This window comes from Ruegeria sp. HKCCA4008, from assembly GCF_013033125.1.
Classification (GTDB): Bacteria; Pseudomonadota; Alphaproteobacteria; order Rhodobacterales; family Rhodobacteraceae; genus Ruegeria.
Genome location: NZ_WQDM01000005.1, coordinates 39,211 through 64,368, shown reverse-complemented (window position 1 = coordinate 64,368; position 25,158 = coordinate 39,211). Strand labels below are relative to the sequence as shown.

26 protein-coding genes and 1 riboswitch are annotated in these 25,158 nt (G+C 58.8%); of the genes, 13 read left to right on the top strand and 13 right to left on the bottom strand.

What is annotated here, in order from left to right; translation table 11 throughout:
- Positions 1–7: 7 nt before the first annotated feature.
- From cmk to miaB, 10 genes are all read right to left on the bottom strand, one after another.
- Positions 8–625 carry a (d)CMP kinase gene (gene cmk / locus GOW60_RS12505; RefSeq protein ID WP_171229548.1) on the bottom strand — a complete coding sequence of 206 codons (618 nt, stop codon included), beginning with the start codon at positions 623–625 and terminating at the stop codon, positions 8–10.
- The gene (gene aroA / locus GOW60_RS12500; protein ID WP_171205597.1) at positions 622–1,968 is read right to left on the bottom strand and encodes a 3-phosphoshikimate 1-carboxyvinyltransferase; all 1,347 of its coding nucleotides are present in this window, start codon (positions 1,966–1,968) and stop codon (positions 622–624) included. The genes cmk and aroA overlap by 4 nt, the downstream gene beginning before the upstream one ends.
- A gap of 68 nt (positions 1,969–2,036) precedes the next feature.
- Entirely contained in the window at positions 2,037–2,747 is a 711-nt protein-coding gene (locus GOW60_RS12495; protein ID WP_171229547.1) for a tRNA (guanosine(46)-N(7))-methyltransferase TrmB, read from the bottom strand.
- Between the two features lie 97 nt (positions 2,748–2,844).
- Positions 2,845–4,026 (bottom strand): methionine adenosyltransferase, encoded by a 1,182-nt coding sequence (metK, locus tag GOW60_RS12490; protein ID WP_171229546.1) that lies wholly within the window; start codon positions 4,024–4,026, stop codon positions 2,845–2,847.
- A 5-nt stretch (positions 4,027–4,031) separates the two neighbouring features.
- A riboswitch (SAM-SAH riboswitch) is annotated at positions 4,032–4,081 on the bottom strand.
- Between the two features lie 41 nt (positions 4,082–4,122).
- Complete coding sequence (lnt, locus tag GOW60_RS12485) at positions 4,123–5,628, bottom strand: apolipoprotein N-acyltransferase (RefSeq protein ID WP_171229545.1); 1,506 nt, start codon at positions 5,626–5,628, stop codon at positions 4,123–4,125.
- A complete protein-coding gene (locus tag GOW60_RS12480) occupies positions 5,625–6,512 on the bottom strand; it encodes a hemolysin family protein (protein WP_152457166.1) in 888 nt (295 codons plus the stop codon). The genes lnt and GOW60_RS12480 overlap by 4 nt, the downstream gene beginning before the upstream one ends.
- Positions 6,513–6,548: 36 nt before the next feature.
- Positions 6,549–7,043, bottom strand: coding sequence for an rRNA maturation RNase YbeY (ybeY, locus tag GOW60_RS12475; protein ID WP_171229544.1), 495 nt, complete (start codon positions 7,041–7,043; stop codon positions 6,549–6,551).
- Between the two features lie 36 nt (positions 7,044–7,079).
- The gene (locus tag GOW60_RS12470; protein ID WP_171229543.1) at positions 7,080–8,102 is read right to left on the bottom strand and encodes a PhoH family protein; all 1,023 of its coding nucleotides are present in this window, start codon (positions 8,100–8,102) and stop codon (positions 7,080–7,082) included.
- Positions 8,103–8,238: 136 nt separating this feature from the next.
- Entirely contained in the window at positions 8,239–9,003 is a 765-nt protein-coding gene (locus tag GOW60_RS12465) for an outer membrane protein (RefSeq protein WP_371813357.1), read from the bottom strand.
- 172 nt (positions 9,004–9,175) lie between these two features.
- A complete protein-coding gene (gene miaB, locus GOW60_RS12460; protein WP_171229541.1) occupies positions 9,176–10,495 on the bottom strand; it encodes a tRNA (N6-isopentenyl adenosine(37)-C2)-methylthiotransferase MiaB in 1,320 nt (439 codons plus the stop codon).
- 123 nt (positions 10,496–10,618) lie between these two features.
- Here miaB and GOW60_RS12455 point away from each other — a divergent pair, with 123 nt between their 5' ends.
- The gene (locus GOW60_RS12455; protein ID WP_171229540.1) at positions 10,619–11,482 is read left to right on the top strand and encodes a hypothetical protein; all 864 of its coding nucleotides are present in this window, start codon (positions 10,619–10,621) and stop codon (positions 11,480–11,482) included.
- On the opposite strand, the gene GOW60_RS12450 is transcribed toward GOW60_RS12455, so the two are convergent.
- Positions 11,465–12,286, bottom strand: coding sequence for a phytanoyl-CoA dioxygenase family protein (locus GOW60_RS12450; RefSeq protein WP_171229539.1), 822 nt, complete (start codon positions 12,284–12,286; stop codon positions 11,465–11,467). The genes GOW60_RS12455 and GOW60_RS12450 overlap by 18 nt on opposite strands.
- Before the next feature lie 83 nt (positions 12,287–12,369).
- Between GOW60_RS12450 and GOW60_RS12445 the strand changes: the two genes are divergently transcribed.
- A complete protein-coding gene (locus GOW60_RS12445) occupies positions 12,370–13,266 on the top strand; it encodes a LysR family transcriptional regulator (protein ID WP_171229538.1) in 897 nt (298 codons plus the stop codon).
- 6 nt (positions 13,267–13,272) lie between these two features.
- Here the strand turns inward: GOW60_RS12445 and irrA are convergent, their stop codons facing one another.
- Entirely contained in the window at positions 13,273–13,689 is a 417-nt protein-coding gene (gene irrA, locus GOW60_RS12440) for an iron response transcriptional regulator IrrA (protein WP_170344907.1), read from the bottom strand.
- A gap of 186 nt (positions 13,690–13,875) precedes the next feature.
- On the opposite strand from irrA, the gene fabA reads away from it, so the two are divergent.
- Genes fabA through GOW60_RS12425 form a run of 3 tightly spaced genes read left to right on the top strand, consistent with a single transcriptional unit; the run spans position 13,876 to position 16,443 of the window.
- Positions 13,876–14,385 (top strand): bifunctional 3-hydroxydecanoyl-ACP dehydratase/trans-2-decenoyl-ACP isomerase, encoded by a 510-nt coding sequence (gene fabA, locus GOW60_RS12435; protein ID WP_152457158.1) that lies wholly within the window; start codon positions 13,876–13,878, stop codon positions 14,383–14,385.
- A 31-nt stretch (positions 14,386–14,416) separates the two neighbouring features.
- Positions 14,417–15,646 carry a beta-ketoacyl-ACP synthase I gene (gene fabB / locus GOW60_RS12430; RefSeq protein ID WP_171117367.1) on the top strand — a complete coding sequence of 410 codons (1,230 nt, stop codon included), beginning with the start codon at positions 14,417–14,419 and terminating at the stop codon, positions 15,644–15,646.
- A gap of 5 nt (positions 15,647–15,651) precedes the next feature.
- Positions 15,652–16,443, top strand: coding sequence for an enoyl-ACP reductase (locus GOW60_RS12425; protein WP_171117365.1), 792 nt, complete (start codon positions 15,652–15,654; stop codon positions 16,441–16,443).
- A 271-nt stretch (positions 16,444–16,714) separates the two neighbouring features.
- On the opposite strand, the gene GOW60_RS12420 is transcribed toward GOW60_RS12425, so the two are convergent.
- A complete protein-coding gene (locus GOW60_RS12420) occupies positions 16,715–17,143 on the bottom strand; it encodes a peptidylprolyl isomerase (RefSeq protein ID WP_171117363.1) in 429 nt (142 codons plus the stop codon).
- A 126-nt stretch (positions 17,144–17,269) separates the two neighbouring features.
- Between GOW60_RS12420 and GOW60_RS12415 the strand changes: the two genes are divergently transcribed.
- From GOW60_RS12415 to GOW60_RS12380, 8 genes are all read left to right on the top strand, one after another.
- Positions 17,270–17,956, top strand: coding sequence for a haloacid dehalogenase type II (locus GOW60_RS12415; protein ID WP_171229537.1), 687 nt, complete (start codon positions 17,270–17,272; stop codon positions 17,954–17,956).
- Positions 17,956–18,786: an alpha/beta fold hydrolase gene (locus GOW60_RS12410; protein ID WP_171229536.1), complete on the top strand. Its 831-nt coding sequence runs from the start codon at positions 17,956–17,958 to the stop codon at positions 18,784–18,786. Before GOW60_RS12415 ends, GOW60_RS12410 begins: the two co-directional genes overlap by 1 nt.
- Positions 18,783–19,757, top strand: a complete 975-nt coding sequence (locus tag GOW60_RS12405) for a threonine/serine dehydratase (protein WP_171229535.1) — start codon at positions 18,783–18,785, stop codon at positions 19,755–19,757. Before GOW60_RS12410 ends, GOW60_RS12405 begins: the two co-directional genes overlap by 4 nt.
- Positions 19,758–19,816: 59 nt before the next feature.
- Positions 19,817–20,605: a 3-oxoadipate enol-lactonase gene (gene pcaD, locus GOW60_RS12400; RefSeq protein ID WP_171229703.1), complete on the top strand. Its 789-nt coding sequence runs from the start codon at positions 19,817–19,819 to the stop codon at positions 20,603–20,605.
- A gap of 12 nt (positions 20,606–20,617) precedes the next feature.
- The gene (locus GOW60_RS12395) at positions 20,618–21,331 is read left to right on the top strand and encodes an alpha/beta fold hydrolase (RefSeq protein WP_171229534.1); all 714 of its coding nucleotides are present in this window, start codon (positions 20,618–20,620) and stop codon (positions 21,329–21,331) included.
- A 100-nt stretch (positions 21,332–21,431) separates the two neighbouring features.
- Positions 21,432–22,631 (top strand): TCR/Tet family MFS transporter, encoded by a 1,200-nt coding sequence (locus tag GOW60_RS12390; protein ID WP_171229533.1) that lies wholly within the window; start codon positions 21,432–21,434, stop codon positions 22,629–22,631.
- Between the two features lie 82 nt (positions 22,632–22,713).
- A complete protein-coding gene (locus GOW60_RS12385) occupies positions 22,714–23,808 on the top strand; it encodes a Zn-dependent alcohol dehydrogenase (protein WP_171229532.1) in 1,095 nt (364 codons plus the stop codon).
- A 19-nt stretch (positions 23,809–23,827) separates the two neighbouring features.
- Positions 23,828–25,060 (top strand): mandelate racemase/muconate lactonizing enzyme family protein, encoded by a 1,233-nt coding sequence (locus GOW60_RS12380; RefSeq protein ID WP_171229531.1) that lies wholly within the window; start codon positions 23,828–23,830, stop codon positions 25,058–25,060.
- Positions 25,061–25,158 lie beyond the last annotated feature (98 nt).

The window sequence follows — 25,158 nt, the reverse complement described above, 5'->3', positions numbered from 1 at the left end:
TGCGACGTCAACGCGTCGCGGGCAGTTTTGCGCTTATGATTTCAAGCGCTTTGGCCAATGCGGCCTCGATACTGAGGTCTGTTGTGTCCAGTTGCACTGCATCCTCAGCTGGCTTCATCGGCGCGGCGCTGCGCTCTGCGTCCCGCGCATCCCGCTCTTTGACATCTGCCAGAACCTGTTCGCGCGTCACGTCAGCACCTTTTGCACCAAGCTCCAGAAACCGGCGTTCGGCTCGCACCTCCGGGCTGGCCGTTACAAAAAGCTTCACCTCGGCATTGGGACAAATCACCGTCCCGATGTCGCGCCCATCCAAGACGGCCCCGCCCGACCTTCGGGCAAAGGCGCGCTGAAAATCCACCAAGGCGGCGCGAACCTCGGGGATCACCGCCACTTTGGATGCGGCCTTCGCGATTTCAGCCGTGCGCAGATCACCCTGCTCAAGCTCTTCGGCGGTCAGGGCCTGCGCTGCTTCAAGCGCGCCAAACCCTTCAAGAGTACGCCGCCCAACGGCGCGATACAGCAAGCCGGTGTCCAGATGCGCGAACCCGAAATGCGCCGCAACGGCCTTGGAGATCGTGCCCTTGCCCGCAGCCGCAGGTCCGTCAATGGCGACAGTGAAGCTCACCTGCGCTCTACCTTTGCACCAAGCAACGCCATCAACGGTTCAAAAATCGGGAAGGATGTCGCGATCGGACTACCATCATCCACGCTTACCGGGTTCTGCGCGCCCATGCCCATCACCATGAAGGACATGGCAATGCGGTGATCCAGGAAGCTTTCGCACGTCCCGCCGCCCGGAACCTTGCCGATACCCAACCCTTCGACCGACCACCAGTCGTCACCCTCGTTGACCGTGACGCCGTTGGCGCGCAGACCGCGTGCCATGGCATCGATGCGGTCGCTTTCCTTCACCCGGAGTTCCTTCACTCCGCCCATCATCGTGGTGCCCGTGGCGTTTGCGGCAACCACGGACAAAACGGGGTATTCGTCGATCATCGAGGCCGCGCGTTCAGGCGGTACGTCAATACCCTTCATGTCTGGCGAGTATTTCGCGCGCAGATCGGCAACCGGCTCGCCGCCCTCTTCGCGCTCGTTTTCATAGGTCAGGTCGGCGCCCATCTCGCGCAGCGTCGTGAACAGGCCCGCGCGCGTGGGGTTCAGGCCGATACCCGGCACCAGAACGTCCGAACCGGGCGTGATCAGCGCCGCGCAAACCGGGAAGGCCGCGCTGGACGGGTCGCGTGGAACGGCGATGACTTGCGGCTTCAATTCCGGGCGCCCCGTCAAAGTGATGACCCGGCCTTCAACAGTGTCTTCTACGGTAATTTCGGCACCGAAACCGGACAACATCCGCTCGGAATGATCGCGGGTCGCCTCTTTCTCGATAACCACGGTTTTACCGGGGGCATTCAGCCCCGCCAGCAGAACGGCGGATTTCACCTGGGCCGAGGGCACCGGAACTTCGTACCGGACCGGAGTCGGGTCCGACGCACCGACGATCGTCATGGGCAAACGCCCCCCCGAGCGGCCCACGGCCTGCGCCCCAAACAGCGCAAGCGGATCCGTTACCCGCGCCATGGGGCGCTTGTTCAGGCTGGCATCACCAGTAAAGGTTGCCGTAATCGGCGAGGTCGCCATGGCACCCATGATCAGCCGGACTCCGGTGCCGGAATTGCCGCAGTCAATCACTTGATCCGGTTCGGCAAACCCGCCGACGCCCACGCCATGCACGGTCCATTCGCCGCCGCCATGATCTGTGACTTCTGCCCCGAAGGCCCGCATTGCCTTTGCGGTGTCCAAGACGTCCTCACCTTCGAGCAACCCCGAGATCCTGGTCTCGCCCACAGCCATCGCGCCAAGGATCAACGACCGGTGCGAAATCGACTTGTCGCCCGGCACCTCTGCCGTGCCGGTCAGCGGGCCGCAGGGATGCGAAGTCATCGGGATGGGCGTTCCGTGTCCGGACATGGGGGCTCCTTTTGCGCTATCAGTGCTCAAGCCGATTAGCGAATTGGCACCGTTTGGTCCAGCGGCAATCAGCCTTTGCGGCGGAAGGTCAGGTAATGGGGCGTGCGACCTTCACGCAAGGCTTTCTGCTCGTAGCGTGTGGAAATCCAGTCGTCCCACGGCTCGCGCCAATCTGCGGGGCGCTCGGCCAGCCACTCGAACCCGGCGCGGGGGACTTCCTCGAGAGTCTGCCGCACATAGTCGGGGATGTCCGTGGCGACCCGGAAGATCGACCCGGGCTTCAAGACCTTTGCCAAGGGTTCAAGATGTTCCGGCGTCACGAAACGGCGACGATGATGCCGGGTTTTGGGCCACGGGTCAGGATACAGAAGGAAGGCGCGCGATATACTGGCCTCTGGCAGCACGTCGAACAGGTCTCGGGCATCGCCGGGATGCGCGGCAAGGTTATCAACCCCCGCCTGCCGAATTTTACCCAGCAGCATGGCAACGCCGTTGATATAGGGCTCGGCCCCGATGATGCCGATGTCGGGGTTGCTTTGCGCCTGGTGAACCAGGTGTTCGCCACCGCCAAAGCCGACTTCCAGCCAGACCGGCTTGCCGCCGAACAACGCGTTCAGGTCCAACGGCCTGCGTTCGGGGTTTGTGTCCCAATCCACCGCACCGGGCGACAAAGCCGCCAGATCTTCGTTCAGATAGGTCTTTTGGCTGGGCTTCAGGGTCTTGCCCTTGAAGCGGCCATAGAAGTTTCTGCGCGGGCGTTGTGGGGTCTCGGTGCTCATGGCGGTCGCCATACTGCGCGCCAGAGAACGTTGCAAGGCCACGCGGTACGCACAAGGAAAAAGCGCGCCCTGAAAGGCGCGCTTTGTGTTGTTCAGATCAGACTGCGGATTTCAACGCATCGACCAGATCGGTGCGCTCCCAGCTGAAACCACCATCATCGCTCGGCTGGCGACCAAAGTGGCCGTAAGCAGCTGTGCGCTGATAGATCGGTTTGTTCAGTTGCAGATGCTGGCGAATGCCGCGCGGTGTCAGATCCATGACCTCACCCACAGCTTTTTCGATAACCGCATCCGCCAATTGGCCGGTTCCATGGGTGTCGGCATAGATCGACAGCGGCTTGGACACGCCAATCGCATAGCTCAGCTGAATCGTGCAGCGTTCGGCCATGCCGGCCGCCACGACGTTTTTGGCCAGATAGCGTGCTGCGTATGCTGCCGAGCGGTCAACCTTGGTCGGGTCTTTGCCCGAGAACGCGCCGCCGCCATGAGGGGCCGCACCGCCATAGGTATCCACGATGATCTTGCGCCCGGTCAGGCCAGCGTCACCATCCGGTCCACCGATAACGAATTTTCCGGTCGGGTTGACGTGCCATTCGGTTTCAGCCGACAGCCAGCCGTCAGGCAGGGTTTCGCGGATATAAGGCTCGACGATGGCGCGGATATCATCCGAAGACAACGCTTCATCCAGATGCTGCGTAGACAGAACGATCGAGCTGACGCCGACCGGCTTGCCGTCGCGATAAACGACCGACAACTGCGACTTTGCATCGGGGCCCAAAGCAGGTTCGGTACCATTCTTGCGTACTTCCGCCAGACGCCGCAGGATAGCGTGCGAATACTGGATCGGTGCGGGCATCAGCGCCGGAGTTTCAGTCGTGGCATAACCGAACATGATGCCCTGGTCGCCGGCACCCTCGTCCTTGTCATCCGCAGCATCAACGCCCTGAGCGATATGGGCGGATTGTTCGTGCAGCAGGTTGGTTACTTCGACGGTTTCGTGGTGAAACTTGTCCTGCTCGTAACCGATGTCTTTGACACAGTCGCGGGCGATCTGTTCGATGCGACCCATGTAATCGTGCAGCTTGTCTTGATCAGACAGACCTACTTCGCCACCGATCACAACCCGGTTGGTCGTGGCGAAAGTTTCGCAGGCCACACGGGCTTCTGGCTCTTCATTGAGAAATGCATCAAGGACAGCATCCGAGATGCGGTCACAGACCTTGTCGGGATGCCCTTCGGAAACGGATTCCGAAGTAAATGTATAGTTCTGTCGGGACATAAATGCGCTCCATTAGGGGTTTCTCCGCCACGCCAGGAAGCCGTTGTGACAGGTCACAGACGCATACGCTCGCTTAAAGATGGGGTCAATCTTAAATTATTTGGTCAGGCGACGGATGTTGAACCACGCCAATGCAGCAAGAAACAATAGCAGTCCAAAAACAGGGCTGTCCCCGATGCGGGAATAAACTGTTGGCTGATGTGGCTGCGGCAGGATGGCATCCACGTATCCCGCCTTGCCCAGCGCCAATGAGGCCGTGACCTGACCCAATGGGTCAATCATGGCCGATATGCCGGTATTGGCCGAACGGATCATCGGCAGACCCTGTTCAATTGCCCTCATCCGGGCCTGTGCCAGATGCTGAAACGGTCCCGAACGCGTTCCGAACCACGCGTCATTTGTGATCTGCAACAGAAAGTCCGCCCGACCCGCCGCCCCGTTCACATCCTGCGGGAACACGGCTTCGTAACAGATCAGAGGCAGCGCCCTTCCCAATTTGCCAAGGCCCAAGAGCTCGGGCCCCGGCCCTGCGCTGAATCCATGCCCGGTTGTGGCCGCCATCCCATAAATCCCAAAACGGCCCATCAAATCGCCAAAAGGCACATATTCCCCAAACGGCGCCAAATGGTGTTTGTCATACAGACCGCCCTGCTGCCCGGCTTCATCCAGATAGACCATCGAGTTGAAAATCCTCGGGCCGTCTCCGCGCTGGATCCCCAAAACCACGGGCGTACCCTGAGCGGCATCCGCAATGGCCGTCAAATACGGTTGCGCGCTGCCCAGCCAGGCTGGAACTGCGGTCTCGGGCCAGACGATCAGGTCCGGTCTGGGCAAAGCGGCGGAATATCCAATCTGACGGGCAAAGAACAAAGGCGCATATGCCGGGTCCCACTTTTGGTGTTGCGGGGCGTTGGGCTGAACAACACGAACTGTGTGCGGGCCTTCCTGAACCGTTGGCCGCATCGACGCATAGCCAATCGCCAGCACCGCCACCGCAGCTGCAAATCCCAGCGGACGGACCAGTGCCCGCAAGCGTCTTTCCTGAGTCAGTGCCGCCCCTATCGGAAACGCCACGGCAAATGTCAGCGCATTCAGGCCATACGGCCCTACCAGAGACAGCAATTGCGCCACGGGCGTATTCACCCAGATTTGCGCTACTCCGCCCCAGGGGAATCCAGTCAGCACGTATCCCCGTGCCAGTTCAGCCAGCGACAGCGTCGCGATCAGCAAAACGCTTTGCTGCATGGCGGTCGCGCCAACATGCCGCGCCAGTCGAAACGCAACCGCCCAGAACAGGGCGAGCCCGCCGGCCATAAACACCAGCGCAAACGGTGCCATCCAGGCGTGGCGCTCTGCATCCACCTGGAAGGGCTCGATGATCCAGCTGAGCGCATGGGCAAAATAGCCGGTGGCGAAGAACCAGCCGATCCACCCCGCGCGAGCACGAGTTTCACTGCCAAGGAACACCGGAACGATCAAAACCAGTGCAACAACCGTAGCGCCCCAATACCCATGCGGTGCCTGGCCAAAAGCGCCGAAGGCGCCCAGTGCGGCGGCGGCAAACAATCTCAACGATAACGGCCAGCCCCGGACAGGCGTCATGCAGCGACGTCCGGCAGCATGACGCGCAACCGTTTGATGCGTCGCGGGTCGGCTTCGATCACTTCGAATTCCGGCCCTTCCGGATGAATCACGACCTCACCCCGTGCCGGAACACGCCCGGACAGCATGAACACCAGCCCCCCCAGCGTGTCGATGTCTTCTTCATCCACATCCTCGTGGCTGGTAAGGGATCTGCCGATCTCGGCCTCGAAATCCTCAAGCGGCACACGTGCCTGCACAACGTAACAACCCGGCTTTTCCTGCACCCAAAGCTGATCTTCGTCTGCATCGTGTTCGTCCGCGATCTCACCCACGACCTGCTCGATCAAGTCTTCGATCGTCAGCAGCCCGTCGACGCCGCCATATTCATCAATCACCAACGCCATATGGCGACGTTCGGTCTGCATCTTGGTCAGCAGGACACCGATCGGCATTGAAGGCGGCACGAACAAAAGCGTGCGCAACATGGATTTCAGGTCAAACTTGTCTGCACCGCCGTTGAAACCATGGGTCAGTGCGAAATCCTTGAGGTGAACAAAGCCCAACGGCGTATCCAGCGTTCCTTCATAAACCGGGATTCTGGACAACCCACTGTCCCGGAACACGTCGGCCAGTTCATCCTTGGTGATGGTAGAAGGAACCGCGATGATTTCGGCCGTTGGAATGGCCACGTCTTCGACGCGCATCCTGCGCAGGTTCATCATCCCGTGAGGCCGAGCGGCCGCTGCGCTCTGCCCATTCATCCCCGGGTTTTGCTGAGTCTCATGACCCGAAAACGCGTCAAAAATGCGGGAAATAAACCCGCTTTTCTCTTCTGTATCATTGCCGCTGTCCTGAGGTTGCGCGCTTTGCGCTGCCCTAGAACTGCCGTCTGTTTCGCCCATTACCTTGTTCCAACTGATCGGGTCACCTGACCCACCTTATACCTTATATGGGTCATCTATACCCAGCTTGCCAAGTATCTCGACCTCAATCCCTTCCATCAAAGCGGCATCGGGGTCACGAATGTGATCATATCCCAGCAAATGCAACGTTCCGTGAACAAGCAAATGGATGACGTGATCGTCAATGTCCTTGCCCGCCTCATCCGCCTCGCGCGCGCAGGTGTCGAAGGAGATCGCAATATCGCCCAAAGGAATTTCACCGGTGAAATCCGGCTTTGGCGGATGCGGCGCTTGCCCGGCTTCGTCCGGGGCCAAGTCTTCTGCCGGCCAGCTCAGAACATTGGTGGCGGCTGGTTTGCCGCGAAACTCGGCGTTCAGCTCCGAAATGCGCGCATCATCGCATCCCAGAACGCTTATCTCGCAAAGCTCAGGGTCCAGTTCCGCATGGGACAGGACGGCGGATATCGCTTGCCGCGACAAAGCTTCAAGCTCTTGCCACCGGTCGTCTTCGACAGTGAGTTCCAGATTCATCTTATCGCACAACAGCCCTGTGAATGAGCCTTGCAATCAACTGGTTTCGCGGCCCGCATCCGCCTCATACGCTTCGATGATCGCGGCCACAAGCGGGTGGCGAACCACGTCCTTGGACGTGAAATAGTTGAAACTGATGTTGGGGATCGTTTTCAACAGTCTTTCGGCATCCTGCAAACCCGACTGAACGCCGCGTGGCAAATCCACCTGAGACCTGTCGCCGGTGATTACCATACGGCTGCCTTCGCCCAGACGAGTCAGGAACATCTTCATCTGCATGGTCGTGGCGTTCTGTGCCTCGTCCAGCACCACAAAAGCATTGGCCAACGTGCGTCCACGCATGAACGCCAGCGGCGCTATTTCGATTCGCTTTTCCTCGATCAGCTTGGCCAGCTGCTTGCCGGGCAGAAAATCATTCAGCGCGTCGTACAGCGGCTGCATGTAGGGATCGACCTTGTCCTTCATGTCACCGGGCAGATAGCCCAGTTTTTCACCCGCCTCGACCGCCGGACGGCTGAGGATGATTCGATCCACATGCCCGCCAATGAACATCGACACGCCCACGGCGACAGCCAGATAGGTTTTCCCCGTGCCAGCAGGCCCGATGCCAAATGCAAGCTCATTTTGAAACAGTGACTGCACATAAGCCTTCTGGGCGTCCGTGCGCGGTTCCACCAGTTTCTTGCGGGTTTTGATCTCGACTGAACCGCCCTTGAACATTTCCAACTGATCGCCGTCGCGGCTGCCGGTCCCCTGTTCCGAACCACCCATCCGCAGTTCTCGGTCCACGTCCGCGGCCTCGACCTCGCGCCCGCCTTCCAATCGCGCGTAAAGCGATTGCAGCACCTCAATCGCCTGCTTCTGGGCGTCTTCATCGCCCATCACGACAAGCTGATTGCCGCGGCGCACGATCTGGACGGAAAGCTTGCTTTCGATGTCGGTCAGATTGCGGTCGTATTCGCCGCACAGGTCAATCAACAATCGGTTGTCGGGAAACTCTAAAAACGCCTCGCGTTGGGGCATTTCGTCTTGCGGTGGGGTCAGGGCACCGATGGCCAATCCGTTCTCCTGTCTTGGCAGTTCACCCCGAGCGTAGACAACAAATCTCGGTGGGCGCAAGCCACAGTTTCAAAAATAAACCCACGGATGACAAAAGCGCCGATCATACAAAAGAAAAAAGCCTGTCAGACGCGCATCAGAACGTATAGTTCAGCCCGAATCTCAAGCCGCCGTATTTCGGTGTGGACTTCGTGGAAAAGCCCGAACCGAATTGAACGTCTTCGGATTTGAACTGGACGTATTCGTATTCGCCAGTGACCGACCAATTGTCTGTCAGCTTGTGTTCGGCACCGATGCTTGCGGAATACCCGCCCCGCCGATCCGACACCGCAAAATTCTGTGTCGAAGTCCCCGTTGCGATATTGTTGGTTGTCTCCACATCCCCCCACAAGTAACCGACACTGAAAAAGTACAGAACCCGACCGTTTCGACTTGTCAGGCCGCTTCGGTACCTGAGGGACAAAACGTCAGAAACCTCTGTCCCACCCTGAACATCGGCACCAGAGATCTGGGTTCTGACACTATCGTCCAAGGATCCGAAATCATAACTGACTTCAAAACCATAGACGAAATCACGCCCCCACCTTGAAGGCAGAACACCACGCCAACCACCACGAAAGCCGCCGTATGCGCCGGATACGTTCAGGTCGCCAATATCAAACAGCCCGGCGGGCGTTCTCAGTCCAAATCGATCGTCCCAGCCTGAGGCGTAGCCGCCAGCAATCCCCAGGTAAAATGCACTGACGTCACTGCTGAACTTCTTGGGGCTGATAACGACAGGATCGGTTGTCGTGCCCTTCAGGTCTCCGGCAATCGTCGCGCTGGCAAAAAAAGTGACAACCGAGGCCAAAGGCAAGGTTTTCACTAGGCTCAGGGTCCTGAAGCTGTTCAAGATTGGCACTCGTACCTCCATCACTCCGATCTCGGGATCGGCGAATAATCGTTTTTTTGACGCAAAAACGGCGCCTGAAAAAACATGGCTCCTCTCCGAGCATAGTTCCAAGCAATAAATCAAGGGTAAATTTTCGAAACAAACACCAACTATGGTGTCTGAACGGCGGAATCTTACCGACTCAGAGCAGCTCACCCGCCAAAGAATTGGCGCCCGAGTCGGTGATCCGGACCTCTTTCAGATCACCAACGGCAATCCCGGTGCCCTTCACGTGCACCGAATGCAGATACTCGGATTTTCCGACCATCTGGCCCGGCAGGCGGCCCGGTTTTTCAAACAAAACGCGGACTGTAAGACCGACCATACCGTCCTGAATTTCCCTTTGGTGTCTTGTGATAAGGGCCTGAAGGCGCTGCAATCGATCATCCGCCGCAGCCGGATCAACCTGAGCCCGCTCGGCCGCCGGTGTTCCCGGGCGTGTGGAATACTTGAAGGAATAGGCGTAGCCGTATTTGACCTCTTCAACCAAATCCATCGTTGCCTGAAAATCCTCTTCGGTTTCTTCGGGGAAGCCGACGATGAAATCCCCTGACATCACGATATCCGGGCGCGCCGCACGAATGCGTTCGATCAGGCGCAGATAGCTTTCTGCCGTGTGGCTGCGATTCATTCGCTTGAGGATACGGTCCGAGCCCGACTGAACCGGCAGGTGCAGATACGGCATCAGTTTCTCACAGCTGCCATGTGCCTCGATCAGGTCGTCGGCCATGTCATTGGGGTGCGACGTGGTGAAACGAATACGTTCCAGCCCGTCAACCTTGTTCAGTTCCCAGATCAGCCCGGCCAAGGTCATGTCTCCGTCGAGGCCGGCCCCGTGATAGGCGTTCACGTTCTGACCTAGCAGCGTGATCTCGCGCACGCCGCGTTCAACCAGATCATGGGCTTCGCGGATGATGCGATCCGCGGGGCGGCTGACTTCGGCCCCACGCGTATAAGGCACCACGCAGAAGGCGCAGAACTTGTCGCACCCTTCCTGAACGGTCAGAAACGCCGTCGGGCCGCGTTTGGCCTTGGGACGGTTTTTCAGTTTTTCGAACTTGCCTTCCTCGGGGAAATCGGTGTCCAGCGCCTTTTCGCCCGCACGGGTCTTGGCCTCCATCTCGGGCAGACGGTGATAGCTTTGCGGACCGACGACCAGATCGACCAGCGGCTGGCGGCGCATGATTTCTTCACCTTCGGCCTGCGCAACACAGCCTGCCACACCGATCTTCAGGTCAGGCTTTTCGGCCTTCAGACCCTTGAAGCGACCGAGTTCCGAATACACTTTCTCAGCCGCTTTTTCGCGGATGTGACAAGTGTTCAGCAGAATCATGTCGGCATCGTCAGGCGTTTTGGTTTCGACATAGCCCTGCCCGCCCAGCGCCTCGGACATGCGTTCACTGTCATAGACGTTCATCTGACAGCCATAAGTCTTGATAAACAGCTTCTTCGGTTCGGACATGGGACGGGCCTTTGCATTCGCTGGATCGGCGTCATCTATACGCTTCGAACGCCGCTTGCAATGCGGGCGCAATTACCCGAATTTGGCAGGACTTTCCAGCAAGGCCGGACCAAAAAGAACCCGATGACGTACGATTCCCTCGACCATTTCCTGAAATCGGGACAGGCCGCACTGTCCAAAGGCCCCATAGCATTGATTTTTGCCGAGGACGACGTGGAGCTGGCCAGCACGCTGCACCATCATCTAAGGCTCGGCTTCAAATCCGTGATCGTCTTTGCCCCGGACGAGTTTCACCTGACAGAGGACCTGTCCGCCAAGGTGCATCGGGTCAATTTGAAATGTGTTCCCCGGCTGGTCGTGTTCGAAACCATAAACAGGATCATTCAGGCCGCACCCGGCATCTGGATGTATTATTGCTACAACGCCGAATACCTGTTCTTTCCCTACTGCGAAACGCGCAGCGTGGGCGAGATGCTTGTCTTTCATGGTGAAGAGCGTCGCAATGCGATGCTCAGCTATGTCATTGACCTGTACGCCGAGGATCTGACCACACATCCCAATGGAGTGGCCCCCGATCAGGCCATGTTCGACAGTGTTGGCTATTATTCCCATACCCGCCACGACCCAAGCGGCCAACCGCTGGACCGTCAGGTGGATCTTTCCGGTGGGTTGCGATGGCGGTTCGAGGACCACATTCCCTACGAACGTCGCAGGATCGACCGCATCGCATTGTTCAAAGCGCAAAAAAACCTGGTGCTGAAACCCGATCACACCTTCAACGAACCGGAATACAATACCTATTCCTGCCCCTGGCATCACAACCTGACGGCAGCCATTTGTTCCTTCCGTGCCGCGAAGGCTCTGAAATCCAATGCGGGGTCAACCTTTGACATCCGAAGCTTTCGCTGGCGCAACTCGGTGCCGTTTGAATGGCAGTCCCGCCAGCTGCTGGATCTCGGGCTGATCGAATCAGGTCAGTGGTTCTGAGCCGGCCTGGCGCTGCAACAAGATCGGAAACCAGTCCTCGCGCAGGCGCTGTCCCGGCGTCATGTCATGACCGGGAAACGGGGGCGAGGTTCGGCCGGGGCGCTCTACATACCGGGCATCGTCGCCCACCAGCCGCAGTGAAAAGGCGCGGCGACGGCTGTCCGACTGGTTTCCGCGCGCACCGTGCAGCGTGCGATAGTTGAAAGCGACGGCATCGCCGGGCTCCATCTCGAATTCGACGATCTTCATACCTTCGGCATCCGGATCCGGCACAGGGATGTACTGACCTTCATCCGGGAAAAAGCCGTCCTCGGAAACCCATCGGGTCGGCAGAACTTCTTTCTCCCATCGGTGCGACCCGGCGACACACCGCAGCGTCGCCTGCCTGACCGGATCAAGCGGAGACCAGAAGCTGATCGTCTGCTGACCCTCGACGAAATAATATGGGCCGTCCTGATGCCACGGTGTCGCCATCGACGTACCGGGTTCCTTGACCAGCACGTGATCGTGAAACATCTGAACGCGTTTCGATTGCATCAGATCCGCAGCAACCTCTGCTGCGGGAGACGTCTCGATCACGTCGCGGAACTGCGGAATCCGGGTCCAATTGCAGTAATCATCAAAGAAACGACCTGTTTCACCCGCCTTCTTGTTTTCCGAGGCATAGGGACCGGGATCGGCCATATTCGCGGCCACACCATCGCGCAGTTGATCCACGTGATCCGCAAACAGCCCTTTGACCAGTACGACGCCGTCGGCCTGATAAGTGCCGATCATCTGCTGAGAAACAAGAGGGTGTGGCATCGGAAGCTCCTGAAGTTTTTTTGTTTTTGCCCGGAAAAACGCATTCTGTTCAAATTATATCTTTCGAAGTTATTATTAAGCTCATGTTATATATTTCGCTGCGCCAATATGAATATGTCTGTGCAGTCGGGCGTCACGGCAGTTTGTCGGCGGCAGCCCAGCATCTCAATGTTTCGCAACCGGCCTTGTCCACTGCGCTGACGCGTGTTGAAGCCCATTTGGGGTATCCGTTGTTCGTTCGCCGCCGAGGCGCAGCCATGGCACTGACACCTCAGGGACGTACGTTCATAGACCAAGCCGAGGTCTTGCTGAAAAATGCTGCGCGAATCGAAACGTCCGTTACCTCTGCGCCGGGCACCTCCAGGCTGAGATTGGGCTGCTTTACGGACCTGGCCCCCTTCCTTTTGGCCCCGGCCCTGCAACTTCTCCGCGACAGGTTCACCGATATCAACCTTACATATGTGGCCGGGTCCTTCGAAGGGCTGCTGAATGGATTGATGGATGGCCAGATTGACATTGCAATCACATACGACCTGACCATGGATGCGGGGTTCGCCCGTACAAAGCTGTTCGACAGCAGCCCGAAGGCGTTGATGTCCCCGGATCATCCATTGGCGAAAACCACGGAAGTCACCCTTGCAGCGCTGGAGGGTTATCCGCTGATTCTGTCTTCGGAAGGTTTGTCCGCCCAACACATTCTCGGCCTGTTCCGGCAAAACGGGCTGCGCCCTACCGTCGCGCACCGGGCGGCATCCCTTGAGATTCAACGCAGCCTTGCCGCCCATGGTGAAGGAATCGGGATCAGCTATGCCAGCCCACCCAGCAGCTTCAGCTATGACAACAAGCATCTGGTCAGCGTACCGATTGCCAATCCGGACACAGCAGAATCCGTCGTTCTGGCACGGCACGGCACAGGGCCCTCTGACACGGTCATAGAAAAGGCCGAGCGAGCTTTGGTGGCCGGGCTGACAGGCGTTTAAGGTCTTTTACTTTTTGCGCAAGCGAATGACGACATCGACAGATGCGATTTCGACACCTTCCGGCGCCTCGGGAAGGCGCTGAATGACCAGCTGATCCGACGGCGCATCACTTAGCCTTGCATCGTCTTCCCAATAAAAATGGGGATGATCATGCGTGTTCGTGTCGAAATAGCTTTTCGATCCGTCCACTGTGATTTCTTGCAGCACACCGGCATCGCAAAAAGCGCGCAGAGTGTTGTAGACCGTTGCCAGAGACACCGCATCCCCATTCGCCTTTGCCGATTCAAAAAGGCTTTCTGCGGTGACATGGCGATGGCGGCCGTCGCCCACCAGAAGTTCTGCCAGCGCCACGCGCTGACGAGTCGGTCGCAAGCCCGCATTCACCAGCCAACCCGTTGCGATTTCGCGGCTCTGAGGTGTCATCGATCCGATACCCATTATTACTGCCTTTATATATAGGGGCGCATCACCGGCAATTACAAATGAAATTCATTCGCAAGATAAGAACCAACACAACATGATGTGGCGCGCCGCTCTTGCAGGACCTTGCAAACGGGTGTTAGACGAAGCCAGATGTAAAGACAGACCCCCGGCAGGAAAGGTGGCAGAATGGCCCAGTTCCCTAGCAGTTTTGACAAAGATGATCTGCTGAAATGCGCTCGCGGTGAGTTATTTGGCCCCGGCAACGCACAATTGCCCGCCCCACCGATGCTGATGATGGACCGGATCACCGACATCTCTGCCGATGGCGGCCTGCACGGCAAAGGCCATGTGTTGGCCGAATTCGACATCACACCCGACCTTTGGTTTTTTGAGTGCCACTTTCCGGGTAACCCGATCATGCCGGGCTGTCTGGGGCTGGACGGGCTTTGGCAACTGACCGGTTTCAACCTTGGCTGGCGTGGATGGCAAGGGCGCGGCATGGCCGTTGGCGTCGGCGAAGTAAAGCTGACCGGCATGGTGCGCCCGGACCGTAAGATGCTGACGTATAAAATCGATTTCAAAAAAGCGATTCAAACGCGCCGCCTGACAATGGGTGTGGCAGATGGCATTGTCGAAGCCGATGGCGAGATGATTTATGATGTCAAGGACATGAAGGTCGTTCTATCCGAGGCCTGAGCCTGAACGGTCTGAAACAAGGAGTGCGCACATGCGTCGAGTAGTCGTCACCGGTCTGGGGGTTGTGTCCTCGATCGGGAACAATGCCGAAGAGGTTCTGACCTCGCTCAAAGCAGGTAAATCCGGGATCGTGGCCAGCGAACAGATGGCGGAACATGGTTTTCGCAGCCAGATCGCGGGAACGCTCAAGATCGACGTGGCCCAGCATGTGGACAAGCGCACATTGCGCTTCATGGGTCCCGGGGCCGCCTATGCACATATCGCCATGAGCCAGGCGATTGCCGATTCCGGGCTGACCGAAGACCAGATCGTCAATCCACGCACCGGACTGGTTGCGGGCTCTGGCGGACCTTCGACCAGCGCGATGCTGACGGCGCATCAGACCGTTCTTAAGACGGGCGCGACCAAGCGGATCGGGCCGTTTGCCGTGCCGAAATGCATGTGCTCGACGATCTCGGCCAACCTAGCGACCGCGTTCAAGATCAAGGGCATCAACTATTCGATCACGTCGGCCTGCTCGACCTCGCTGCATTGCATCGGCAACGCGGCCGAACAGATCATGCTGGGCAAGCAGGACGTGATGTTCGCCGGCGGCGGAGAAGAACTGGACTGGACGCTTTCCTGCCTGTTCGACGCAATGGGCGCGATGTCGTCGAAGTATAATGACACACCCGATAAAGCCTCGCGCGCGTTCGACGAAAACCGCGATGGTTTCGTGATTTCGGGCGGCGGTGGAATCGTTGTTCTGGAAGAGCTGGACCACGCCCTGGCCCGCGGCGCCAAAATTTATGCTGAAGTTACGGGTTATGCCGCAACTTCAGACGGCCACGACATGGTGGCCCCATCAGGTGAGGGCGGTGAGCGCGCGATGCGACTTGCTCTGAGTACCCTGCCCGAGGGGCGCAAGGTCGGCTATATCAATGCCCACGGCACCTCGACCCCCGTCGGCGATGTGGGTGAGGTAGAGGCGGTGCGCCGCATCTTTGGCGAAGGCAATGTACCCCCCATCTCCTCGACCAAGTCGATGACAGGCCACGCTCAGGGCGCGGCGGGCGCGCTTGAAACTATTTTCTGCCTGCTGATGCTGGAAAATGATTTCATTACACCATCGATCAATGTCGACACGCTTGCCGAAGGCATTCAGCCCGGTGAAATTGCAACTCAAGTGGTTGAAAACGCAGGACTGGACAGTGTCATGACCAACAGCTTCGGCTTTGGCGGCACAAACGGGTCCATGGTTCTTTCAAAGTATAACGGGTGAAAGTAATGTCGGATCTTCTCAAAGGTAAACGCGGCCTGATCATGGGCGTGGCCAATGACCGCTCGATTGCGTGGGGCATTGCCAAGGCCATGCACGAGGCTGGCGCCGAACTGGCATTCACCTATCAGGGCGAGGCATTCGGAAAGCGGCTGGAGCCGCTGGCTCAGAGCCTGGGCAGCGATTTCATGGTCGATGCGGATGTCACCGACGACGAGTCTCTGGATCGCGCTTTTGGCGAGTTGGCCGAACGTTGGCCCACCATAGATTTCCTGGTCCATGCTATCGCCTATTCGGATAAGTCCGAATTGACAGGTCGGTTCTTGAATACCACACGGGCGAATTTCAAGCATTCGATGGATGTTTCGGCCTATTCCTTCATCGAGGTCGCGCGTCGCGCCTATCCGATGATGAAAGACAATGGCGGTTCCCTGTTGACCCTGACTTATCAGGGTTCCAACCGGGTTGTGCCCAACTACAACGTGATGGGTGTCGCAAAGGCTGCGCTGGAATCAGCAACGCGCTATCTGGCCAACGATCTTGGCCCCGATGGCATCCGCGTGAATGCGATTTCCCCAGGGCCGATGAGAACACTGGCCGGTGCAGCCATCGGCGGCGCACGCAAGACCTACAAATTCTGCGATCAAAATGCACCGATGCGCTCCAACGCCACACTTGAAGCTGTCGGCGGAACGGCTGTGTACCTGACGTCAGATGCCGGTGCCTGCACGACGGGTGAGATCATCCGCGTTGACGGTGGTTTCCACGTTCTGGGCATGCCTCAACCCGAATCCATGTGACCATATCTTTCCCTGCCGCTGCCCAGATTTTACCATCATTAAGCGGCAGGTAATCGATATGAGCAAACTTGACCAAATCATTGCAAATAATGCACGCGTGACGCAAAGTCGGCGAAAATCCGGCTTTCTCAGCCAACGGGCCAGGGTGCTATTGCTTACGTTGACTTCGCTGTTGCTGGTATTTGTCTTCTTTACGCAGCCACAGGTGCGGGCCGCGTTTCACGCTCTGATAGGGTGAGATCCGGGCCGGACATCCGGCCCGAACCATGTTTCAGTTGACTGAAACGACTTCGATCTCGAAAACCAGATCCTGCCCTGCCAGCGGATGATTTGCATCCAGGGTAACGGTGGCGTCGTTTGAATCGACAACCGTTACAGGCACGGCCTGACCTTCTGGCGTTTGCATCTGCAACTGTGTCCCGGGATCCAAGGGGATGTCGTCTGGAATGCCTTCACGAGGAATTTCCTGACGCATCGCAGGGTTGATCGGGCCGTAGGCGTCGGTGCAGGCAATCTCGACCCGCGTCTTGTCCCCGGTGGACAGACCCGGCATGGCACGGTCCAGACCCGGGATGATCTGGCCCGACCCGACCACGAATTCCAACGGATCACGCCCGTCCGAGCTGTCAAAGACTTTGCCGTCCAGCAACGTCCCGGTGTAGTGGATGCGAACCGTGTCGCCTTGTTTGATTTCGGTCATCGTGGCCTCCGGCCGTTCCAAGGGGTTAAGCGGCCAACCCTATAGGTTGACACAATGTTGTAAACCCTCGGCTCTTTCACCCCCTGCGCCGATGTGCAAACCTGCGCGCAATCTAAGGAGGACCATATGCCGATCACGACCTGTGTGTTCGACGCCTACGGAACATTGTTCGATGTCGCCGCGGCTGCCCGACAGGCGGCAGACGAGCCGGGTTTCGAAGCCCTGAAAGACAAATGGACCACCGTTGCGGGGCATTGGCGTCTGAAACAACTGCAATACACGTGGCTGCGCGCCGTGGCGGATGCGCATGCGGATTTCTGGGACGTCACCCAGGACGGGCTGGATTGGGCTCTGGAGGCCACAGGCCTGCAAGGCAACCCGGAACTGCGACAACGTCTGCTTGATCTCTATTGGGAATTGCAGGCCTATCCCGAAGTTCCGGCCATGCTGAAAGCCCTCAAGGATGGTGGGCTGCACACGGCGATCCTGTCCAACGGGTCGCCCCCCATGCTGGACGGAGCCGTAAAGTCCGCCGGAATCGGCGATGTATTGGATGATGTTCTGTCGGTCGAAAGCGTCGGCATCTTCAAACCCCACGCCCGTGTCTATGATCTGGTGCAAGACAGGTTTGGCTGCGCACGCGATGAGGTCTTGTTCGTCAGTTCGAACGGCTGGGACGCTGCCGGGGCCAGCGGGTACGGTTTTGTGACCGCATGGGTCAATCGGATTGGTGAACCCATGGATCGCCTTCCCTGGACACCTGCGCATGTGCTGTCCGATCTGACCTCGATTCCCAAGCTGGCCGGTCTCTGATGTCAGAATTCATGACAACGGACGGCAGGCGCATCTATTTCAAAGAGTCCGGCACCGGCACGCCGCTTTTGTGTCTGGCCGGTCTGACCCGAAACAGCCGCGACTTTTCGTTTTTTGCGCCACATGCCTCGGGCCTGCGCATGATCGCCATGGATTACAGGGGGCGCGGACGTTCGGAATACGACCCCGATTTCATGAACTACAATATCTTCCGCGAATCCCATGACGCGATTGAGCTGCTCGATCATCTGGGGATCGCTAAAGCAGTCATTCTGGGCACATCGCGCGGCGGGCTGATCGCCATGGCGCTGGCCGCAAGCCACTCCGAACGTCTGGCCGCCGTAATTCTGAATGACGTGGGGCCGGTTATCGAGCCGTCGGGCGTCGCCAAGATCATGGCCTACGTGGGGGCGCAGCCCACGGCCAAAACCTATGATGAAGCCGCCGCCGCATTGAAACACGTATTGGAGCCGCAATTTCCCGGTGTTCCACTGAAAACCTGGCGCAAACAGGCAGAATTTCAGTATGAAATGCACGAAGACGGGCTGAAGCTGCGATATGATCCAGCCTTGCGCAAGGCGCTTCTTGAACAAGCTGCAAGCGGGGCAGCCCCTGATCTATGGGTGTTCTTCGAAGCCTTGCGCGACATTCCCACCGGTGTGATCCGGGGCGCGAATTCCGATGTTCTGGGCGTGGCCACTCTGGCCGAGATGCGGCACCGACACCCGGGCCTGATCTCGGTCGTGGTACCGGATCGTGGGCATGTTCCTTTCCTGAACGAACCCCAATCACTGGACCTGATACAGAAGGTATTGAAGAACGCCGCATGAGCACATTTGAGATGATCGAAGCCGCCGCAGAGCGGCTGAAAGGACACGTTCGCGAAACGCCGATCCTGTCGTCGCCCTTTCTCGACACGCTTGCGGGCCGCCGGATTTGGGTCAAACCGGAATGCCTGCAACATACCGGCAGTTTCAAGTTTCGCGGCGCGTGGTCGGCCATTTCGGCGCTGGATGAGGGCATACGCCAGCGTGGTGTGATCGCATATTCATCAGGCAACCATGCGCAAGGCGTTGCGATGGCCGCCGCGAAGCACGGGATTGCCTCGGTCATTGTCATGCCGTCGGACGCGCCGCAACTCAAGATCGACAACACCCGCGCGCTGGGCGGCGAAGTCGTTTTGTACGATCGTGCGAATGAAAAACGAGAGGAAATAGGCGAAGCCATCGCGGCCGAACGGGGTCTGACCCTGATCCGCCCCTATGACGAACCGCAGGTCATCGCGGGGCAAGGCACAACCGGGCTGGAAATCGCCAGGCAGGCAGCGGAAATTGGGGTTTCGCAGGCGGATGTTCTGATCTGTTGCGGCGGCGGAGGTTTGACCTCGGGCATTGCGCTGGCGCTGGAGAAAAACGCGCCAAATTTGCGGGCGCGCCCCTGCGAGCCGGAAGGGTTCGACGACGTCAAACGATCCTTGGCGTCAGGTCGCATTCAACACAACAATGCGGCGTCGGGTAACATATGCGATGCGATCCTGACACCGCAGCCCGGCGATATCACCTTTCCGATCCTTCATCGTCTTTGCGGCCCCGGACTCTCTGTCACCGAAGACGAGGCATTGCAGGCGATGGCATATGCCTTTCTGCGCCTCAAAATCGTGTTGGAACCCGGCGGCGCCGTAGCCCTGGCCGCGGCCCTTTTCCGGGGCGACGAGATCGAAGGCGACGACGTGATCGTCGTCACATCGGGCGGGAATGTCGATCCTGGAATATTTGCTAAGGCGTTGGAATTCCTGACCTGACATGGGTGCGAAAGCTGTGCAAATTGCATCAGGACCGCATGACGACAAGGACCTTTGTCATGATGATCGCTGATCTGGGCGACGTGAAACTGAATTATCGCATCGACGGCCCCACGGACGGTGCACCCATTGTGTTTGCCAATTCCCTGGGAACCGACCTGCATCTTTGGGATGCGGTGCTGCCATACATGCCCGACGGGCTGCGCGTCATCCGGTATGACAAACGTGGGCACGGGCAATCCTCGGTGCCGCCTGCACCTTATTCGATGGGCGCTTTGGTGCGGGATGCCGAGGCGCTGCTGGATCACCTGCAGGTTCGCGATTGCGTCTTTGTCGGCCTCTCGATTGGCGGGATGATCGCGCAGGGGCTGGCAGTCAAACGCATGGACCAGATTCGTGCGCTGGTGCTGTCGAACACCGCTGCCAAGATCGCCACGCCTTCGATCTGGCAAGAGCGTATTCAGGCGGTGCGAAAGGGCGGGATCGAGGCTCTGGCCGATGCCACGATGGAGCGCTGGTTCTCGCGCGAATACCGCCGCGCGCAAAATCACCTGCCCTGGCGCGATATGATGGTCAGCCAACCAGTCGAAGGGTATCTGGGCAGCTGTGCCGCCATTGCCGGTACCGACTTTTATACCCCCACAAGCGGCCTGCGCCTGCCCACGCTTGGGATTGCGGGCAGCGAAGACGGATCGACCCCGCCCGATCTGGTGCGGGAAACGATTGATCTTGTTCCCGGATCCCGATTTCGGCTGATCCGCCGCGCAGGACATTTGCCTTGCGTTGAGAAGCCCGCGGAATACGCAGAAACCCTGACCGGATTTCTGGCCGAGATCGGACATGTCTGAAGGAGAATGACAATGGCGTCCTTCCTGTTGGTCCATGGCTCGTGTCACGGTGCCTGGTGCTGGCGCGACCTGATCCCCGCTTTGGAAACCCTGGGCCATACCGCTCGCGCCATCGACATGCCCAGCCATGGTGCAGACCCCACGCCGGTGGCCGACGTCACGCTGGACAGTTGCCGCGATGCCATTTTGAACGCCTGTACACCCGATACGATCGTCGTCGGCCATTCCTGGGCCGGCTTTCCGATCAGCGCCGCGGCCGAGGCCCGCCCGGATGCGATGCGTGCCTTGATTTACCTGTGTGCCTATGTCCCTCGGGATGGTCTTTCGATGGCGGAAATGCGCAGGCGCGGGCCACGGCAAACCATTGCGCACGCAGTGGAAAAATCTGCGGACGGGCTTTCCTATACCGTGTCCGTGGATGCGATCCCACAGCTGTTTTATCACGATTGCCCGGACGACGTCCTGCCATACGCATACGCGCGTCTGTGTCCGCAAGCCATCCTGCCACAAGAAACACCGCTACCTGTCGGCCCACGCTTTGCCAAGGTCCCCAAGGCCTATATCCGAACAACCGACGACCACACGATACCGACCGAGTACCAGGCAGACATGAGCGCCTGCGTCCCCGAAAACCTTCGACGTACAATCGACGGCTCGCATTCGCCGTTTTTTTCACATCCGCAGGAATTGGCCGAGCTTCTGTGCGAACTGGCAGGCAAACTTTAGCAACCTGCCGCAACGACATGGGGTGTCCGGCGGAACTGTCTCTTCCCTCATTCGTCGGGCGTGACTAGGGTGCCGCTCACAACTCATGTGTTCAGGTCCGATGCGTCTGCCGTTTTTATTCATCCTCGGCATCGTCATGATCGATGCTATGGGCATTGGTCTTGTGATGCCGATCATGCCGCAACTGATTGTCGAGGTTCAGGGCGGCACCCTGGCCAATGCCGCGATCTGGGGCGGCGTGCTGAGTACTGCGTTTGCCGCGATGCAATTCATCTTCGGCCCCATTCTGGGAAATCTGTCCGATGCTTACGGGCGCAGAACGGTATTGCTGGTGTCTTTGTTCGTCATGGCGCTGGACTATGTCGTCATGGCCATGGCGGGCAGCATCTGGCTTTTGCTGGTCGGACGTATCGTCGGCGGCATCACGGCGGCCACCCATTCGACAGCGGCGGCTTTCATGGCCGATGTGTCCGATCCAAAAGACAAGGCCGCAAATTTCGGCCTTCTGGGCGCGGCATTTGGCGTGGGGTTCGTTCTGGGTCCGGTAATCGGCGGATTGCTGAGCGAATTTGGAACCCGTGCACCGTTCTGGGCTGCTGCGGGTTTGGCGGCGCTGACCTTCTGCATCGGATATTTCGTGATGCCCGAAACCGTGACCGATGAAAACAGGCGTGCCTTCAACCTGCGACGCGCAAATCCGGTGAACTCGCTTCGCGCCATAGCATCATTGCCCGGCATCCGGCCGATGCTGTGGGTCTATTTCCTGTATTCGGTTTCAATCTACGTCTATCCGGCCATCTGGTCCTATTTCACGACCGAGCGCTTCGGTTGGTCCGCGCAGATGATCGGCCTGTCGCTTGGAATCTATGGTATCGGCATGGCCGTCGTGCAAGGCGGTCTGATCCGCCCGGCCATCCGGCTTTTGGGCGAGCGGGCAACAATCATCTATGGCATGATTTTTGAAATCATAAGCTTCGCCATTCTGGCCTTTCTGACCAACGGCCTGATTGCACTGCTTCTCATCCCGATTACCGCCATTGGGGCGGTCATCACGCCCGCCCTTCAGGCGATGATGTCACGGGCCACACCAGATTCGCAGCAAGGTGAATTGCAGGGTGTCCTGACTGCGTTGCATGCGCTTTCGATGGTGATCTCACCGTTGGTGATGACCAGCGTATTCGCGCAGTTCATTCGACCTGACACCCCGCTCTACCTGCCCGGCGCCCCTTTTCTGCTGGCACTCTTGTTGATGCTGGCAGGGTTCCTTCTGTTTAGACGGTCCCGGCCTGTCGTAGCGTAACAACGACACGCAAATGGCGGTTTCTGCCTTGCGAGCCGCCTTTTCCCGCGCCACCGTGAACCCAACGGGAGTGAGGGACAATATGCAAAAAATCAAAGCCGCAGTCTGCCGGGCATTTGGCGAGCCACTGGTGATCGAAGACGTTCATCTGGCACCCCCCGGCACGGGCGAGGTCGAGGTGACACTGGATGCCGTGGCCATCTGCCATTCGGACATTTCCTATGCCGACGGCGCATGGGGAGGGTTCCTGCCAGCCGTTTACGGGCACGAAGCCGCAGGCGTGATCAGCGCGGTCGGAGAGGCGGCCGGGGATTTCAAGGTCGGCGACCCTGTGGTGGTGACCCTGATCCGCGCCTGCGGGTCTTGCCCTGCCTGCGCAGGCGGACAACCGACAATTTGCGAAACGCCCTACGATACTGTCAAAGGTCCATTGAAAACAGGCGATGGCGGCCCGCTCGAACAGGCGATGGCATGCGGGGCCTTTGCCGAAAAGGTCGTGGTAAGCCACCGCCAGATCGTCAAAATCCCGGATGACCTGCCCAAGGAACTGGCCAGCCTGCTGTCCTGCGGTGTGATCACCGGGGTCGGCGCTGCGGTGAATGCGGCGGGCGTGCGGCCCGGTCAGGACGTGGTGGTCATTGGGGCGGGTGGTGTCGGCCTGAACGCAATTCAAGGCGCGCGGATTGCAGGCGCGCGGCGGATCGTGGCCGTGGACATGACCGAAGAAAAACTTGAGATCGCCAAAGAGTTCGGCGCAACCCACGGCGTCCTGGCCAGCTTGGATCAACCATGGAAAGCCGCATACAGGGCGCTGGGGGGGCGCGGTGCCGATGCCGTTCTGATCACTGTCGGCGCGGTTCCCGCTTATGATCAGGCCCCGCGCTATCTTGGGCGCGGCGGCAAGGCGATCATGATCGGGATGCCACATTCCGGTGACATGGCCAGCTATGAACCCGTTGTATTGGCAGCCCTGGGTCAGGGTGTCGTCGGGTCGAAAATGGGCGACGTGGTCATTCAGCGCGACATACCCTGGATGGTGGACCTGTATAAACAGGGGCGGCTGAAACTGGACGAGCTGATCTCGGGCCGCTGGTCACTGGATCAGATCAACGAGGCCATTGCCGACACCAAAACCGGATCGGCCAAGCGAAATGTGATCCTGTTCGACAGGACCTGACCCACCGAAAGGATTTGGGATGAAACTTCAGGATCTCGACGTCATCGTCACCGCCCCGCCCGCTCCTGGCTGGGGGGGGCGATACTGGATACTTGTCAAAGTGACGACCGATACCGGCATCACGGGATGGGGTGAATGTTATGCCTCGTCCGTGGGCCCCGAAGCGATGCGTCATGTCATTCAGGACGTGTTCGACCGGCATATGTTGGGAGAAAACCCCGAAAACATTGAACTCATGTTCCGCCGCGCCTATTCCAGCGGCTTTACGCAGCGCCCGGACCTGACGGTGATGGGCGCATTTTCGGGGTTGGAAATCGCCTGCTGGGACATTCTGGGCAAAGATCGCGACAGGCCGGTCCATGCGCTGCTGGGCGGCAGGATGAATGACCGGATCCGGGCCTATACTTACCTGTACCCCCTGCCCCAGCACAACCTGAACGATTTCTGGACCTCTGCCGAACAGGCCGGTGAAACGGCGGCGGAAATGGTAAAACGTGGCTACACCGCCGTGAAATTCGACCCGGCTGGCCCCTATACGATCCGCGGCGGGCACATGCCCGCGATGAACGACATTTCCATGTCCGTCGCCTTCTGCAAAGCGATCCGCGAGGCCGTGGGGGACAGGGCCGATCTGCTGTTCGGTACCCATGGCCAGTTCAACACAGCCGGTGCAATTCGGCTGGGGCAGGCGTTGGAACCATACCAACCCCTGTGGTTCGAAGAACCTACGCCGCCGGACAATATCGAAGACATGGCCCGCGTCGCGCGCAATGTACGCATTCCGGTTGCAACCGGAGAACGGATGACCACAAAGGCCGAATTCGGAGCCGTCCTGCGCGCCGGAGCCGCCGAAATCCTGCAACCGGCCCTGGGACGCGCAGGCGGAATCTGGGAGATGAAGAAAGTCGCTGCCATAGCCGAGGTCTTCAACGCGCAGATGGCTCCGCACCTGTATGCCGGCCCGGTGGAATGGGCCGCCAATATTCATCTGGCGGCGTCCATTCCCAACCTGCTGCTTCTGGAAACCATCGAAACACCGTTCCACGATCAACTGATCAAGGGCTCGATCCGGGTCGAGAATGGCTTTGTCGCCGCCCCGGATGCTCCGGGCCTTGGGATCGATGTCGATGAAGACCTGGCCCGCGCGCACCCATATGACGGAGACGGTTTGCATCTGCAAATGCAGGAAGACCCATGCGATTACGTTGAAGGCAACGCTTTTCAAGGGGGCGCCCCGGCAACCGAGGGGTGACAATATCAATGGCCTTGATGCATATTGGCATCACGAAACGCGATATGACGGTCAGAAAGTGGCACTCAACGAAACCGAACCTCAGGCACACCCAACAG